Annotated in this window: 6 protein-coding genes; 4 read left to right on the forward strand and 2 right to left on the reverse strand. The window is 37.9% G+C overall.

Features of this window, described 5'->3' with window-relative positions:
• The 4 genes from AC11ZT_RS01900 to AC11ZT_RS01915 all read left to right on the forward strand — a co-directional run.
• A partial coding sequence (locus tag AC11ZT_RS01900; protein WP_484057985.1) for a CotH kinase family protein occupies positions 1-192 on the forward strand: 192 nt, incomplete at its 5' end.
• A 161-nt stretch (positions 193-353) separates the two neighbouring features.
• Positions 354-953, forward strand: coding sequence for an undecaprenyl phosphate transporter UptA (gene uptA, locus AC11ZT_RS01905; protein ID WP_484057986.1), 600 nt, complete (start codon positions 354-356; stop codon positions 951-953).
• Positions 954-1114: 161 nt separating this feature from the next.
• Positions 1115-1849 carry an AzlC family ABC transporter permease gene (locus AC11ZT_RS01910; protein ID WP_484057987.1) on the forward strand — a complete coding sequence of 245 codons (735 nt, stop codon included), beginning with the start codon at positions 1115-1117 and terminating at the stop codon, positions 1847-1849.
• On the forward strand, positions 1840-2151 hold the full coding sequence (locus AC11ZT_RS01915) for an AzlD domain-containing protein (RefSeq protein WP_484057988.1): 312 nt from the start codon (positions 1840-1842) through the stop codon (positions 2149-2151). The genes AC11ZT_RS01910 and AC11ZT_RS01915 overlap by 10 nt, the downstream gene beginning before the upstream one ends.
• A gap of 63 nt (positions 2152-2214) precedes the next feature.
• On the opposite strand, the gene AC11ZT_RS01920 is transcribed toward AC11ZT_RS01915, so the two are convergent.
• Together AC11ZT_RS01920 and AC11ZT_RS01925 are read right to left on the reverse strand one after the other, a co-directional pair.
• Entirely contained in the window at positions 2215-2301 is an 87-nt protein-coding gene (locus AC11ZT_RS01920; protein WP_484057990.1) for a YjcZ family sporulation protein, read from the reverse strand.
• A 123-nt stretch (positions 2302-2424) separates the two neighbouring features.
• On the reverse strand, positions 2425-3165 hold a 741-nt coding region (locus AC11ZT_RS01925; protein WP_484057989.1), incomplete at its 5' end, for an SDR family oxidoreductase.

Here is a 3165-nt window from a genome sequence, read left to right on the forward strand (position 1 = left end):
CTCGACGAGAAGTTTACCGTATCTTATATGAAGCCAAAGGTGGAGGAAATGCATGCTTTGTTACGTCCTTATGTAGAAAAGGATCCGTATGTAAAGGACAAATGTCATATGTTTGACAAGGAACCGAATGTCATATACGCATATATCGAAAAACGTAACACATTTTTACGCGAGCATTTAAATATGCTATAGAACGATATAATAGCATACACGTAAAATGGATCACCATGGCTACTGATAGTTCGGGTGATCTATTTTATATGTTGGAAATTCCTATAAGCAGCACTTGGCAAGAACTATATTTCATGGAATAATGGTATATGTGAAAAGAATGAGAGAATGAGGGGAATTAGATGCTTTCAAGCGTAGTTAATCAGTTGTTGGACTTTTTTATTAGTATGGGCTATTTTGGAATCGCACTTGCGTTGATGATTGAAATTATTCCGAGTGAAATTGTTCTTGCTTATGCAGGCTATTTAGTTGCTAACGGACAAGTTAATTTTGTTGAAGCTGTTATTGCCGGAGTAATTGGGGGAACCATTGCACAAGTTTTCTTGTATTGGATCGGTTCCTATGGTGGTCGTCCTTTTGTTGAAAAATATGGGAAATACATTTTTGTAAATAAGCATCATTTAGAAGTAGCTGAAAACTGGTTTAATAAGTATGGTGTTGGGGTTATTTTCTCAGCCCGTTTTATTCCCGTTGTTCGTCATGCCATTTCTATTCCTGCCGGTTTAGCGAAAATGCCACTTTGGAAATTTATTACATATACCATTTTAGCAATTATTCCATGGTCCATTTTCTTCATATATTTAGGAGAAAAACTTGGAACGAATTGGCGCAATATTAAAGAATATGCAGCACCATATACTCCGTATTTCATTATCGGTGCTATTATTTTTGTTCTACTTTATATAGGACTTAAGATGCTAAAGAAGAAAAAGAATGCATAAGTAAAAGGCAACCTTACATAGGCCGGGATTAATCTGTATAGTGGATTTTATCTTGGTCTATTTATTATGAACATATTACTGAGGTACAAGAAGTAATCAACATAGATGTGCAAAATACGTAGTATCAAGTATGTGTGAGAAAGGTATTTGGGGGGATTGGATTGATCATACATAAGCAAGTAGGAGAATGCAGTATTCCTTCCAATAATAAAGAAGAATTTCTAAGGGGAGTAAAAGATTGCTTGCCTACAGTTCTCGGGTATGTAAGTATTGGGTTTGCAGCAGGGGTGATTGAAAAGGCATCTGGCTTTACTATGTGGGAGGTTGCTCTTTTATCTGCTGCCCTTTATGCAGGTTCTGCACAATTTATAATTGCTGGAATGTTTGTGGCAGGGGCACCAGCTTTAGCCATTGTCATTACGGTTTTTTTTGTAAATGTTCGCCATCTTGTAATGAGTGCTGCATTATCTCCGTATTTTAAACGATTTTCATTTTGGAAAAACGTAACTTCAGGTATTCTTCTTACCGATGAGACATTTAGTGTGGCGGCTAATGAGATGAGCAAGAAAAAAGAAGGCAGCTATTATTGGATGCTTGGTTTAAATATGACAGCTTATCTATATTGGATTGCTGCAAATATGATCGGTGCTTTGTTAGGAGAGTATGTTTCGAATCCAAAAGCCTTGGGACTTGATTTTGCGTTAGTTGCGATGTTTATTGGGCTGTATGTTATGCAATTTGTCGCAAGAAGAAATGTACGAAAAGATGTCATTGTTACGGTAGCAGCCATTCTATTTGTTGTAGTGGCCGGAAGATGGATATCTGGAAATATGGCAGTGCTAGTTGGGATTGTAGGAGCTGCACTCGTGGGGGTGTTTATTGAAAAATGGAAATAAGATGGGGTGTATTTCTCATTATACTAGGTTCCGCAATTGTTACCATCATTCCTCGGGTATTGCCCCTTGTTTTTTTAAGTAAGATAACGTTGCCAAAACGAGTTGAAATTTGGCTCCATTATATTCCAATCGCCGTTCTAGCGTCCTTACTTGCGCAGCAGTTATTTCTTCAACCAAAAATCAATTATAGCGATTGGATTGCGGCATCTATTGCCTTTGGGGCTGCAATACTTACGCGAAGCTTATTAATTACCGTTATAGTAGGAATGCTAGCTGTTATGATGATGCGCACATTTTTCTAATGTTTAAACGAAGAAGGCATCTGCATAGCAGTGCCTTCTTCGCATAGTGTTTAGTTCTTCGCATTAATAAAAGCAAGCTGCCCCAACAATAATTAAGAGGATAAAGAGAACAACAAGTAATGCAAATCCACTGTGAAATCCATAGCTCATGGTAGTTCCTCCTTTAAATCATTTACACTTTACAATATGTTGTAAGTGTTCATTTTGACAGTAAAGTAGGTTGGATATTTGCAAATTATTTATTCCTCCATACCATATCGTTGGAAGCTTACCTTATAATCCCTTTACTGCACCGCCGTCAACTAAGAATGAGTTACCAGTCATGTAAGTATTTGCAGCTGAAGCTAGGAAGGTTACGACATTAGCAAATTCACTTGGTTTGCCATACCGTCCAAGTGGAATACTTTCTTCATATCTTTTCTTTGTCTCGTCTACTGATATACCAAACTGTTCGCTTCTCATTTGATCTAGTGATGCAACGCGGTCAGTAGCAATGCGGCCAGGTGCAACGGTATTAATTAAAATTCCGTACGGGGCAAACTCTGTAGCTAATGTTTTCGTTAGACCTGTAATTCCGACCCGGAATGTGTTAGAAAGCAGTAGTCCCGAAATTGGCTCTTTAACAGACGAAGAAGCAATGTTGATAATTTTCCCACCATTTTTCTTTAAATAAGGAAGTACCTCGCGAATTGTGCGGATGTAGCTAAGTAAATTTAATTCAAATGAACCGTACCAATCTTCGTCTGTTAATTGTTCAAATGTACCTGGCTTTGGTCCACCCGCATTATTGACTAAAATATCGATTCCGCCAAAGTGTTCTGCTGTTGCTTTTACAACCCCTTGGATTTGTTCCAGGTTTGTCACGTCACAAACTGTATATTGTACATCTCCGCTTCCAATTTGACGTAATTCTTTTTGTACCTCTATTAATTTTTGTTCATTCCGGCTTGTAATCATGACGTTAACGCCTTCGCGAACGAATTGCTCAGCAATTGCCTTTCCTAATCCTTGGCT

This window comes from Ectobacillus sp. (assembly GCF_056992975.1).

Bases quoted from the DNA above. Each gene is read 5' to 3' on its own strand.
- uptA (WP_484057986.1), top strand. From the start codon at position 354: ATGCTTTCAAGCGTAGTTAATCAGTTGTTGGACTTTTTTATTAGTATG.
- AC11ZT_RS01915 (WP_484057988.1), top strand. From the start codon at position 1,840: ATGGAAATAAGATGGGGTGTATTTCTCATTATACTAGGTTCCGCAATT.
- AC11ZT_RS01920 (WP_484057990.1), bottom strand. From the start codon at position 2,301: ATGAGCTATGGATTTCACAGTGGATTTGCATTACTTGTTGTTCTCTTT.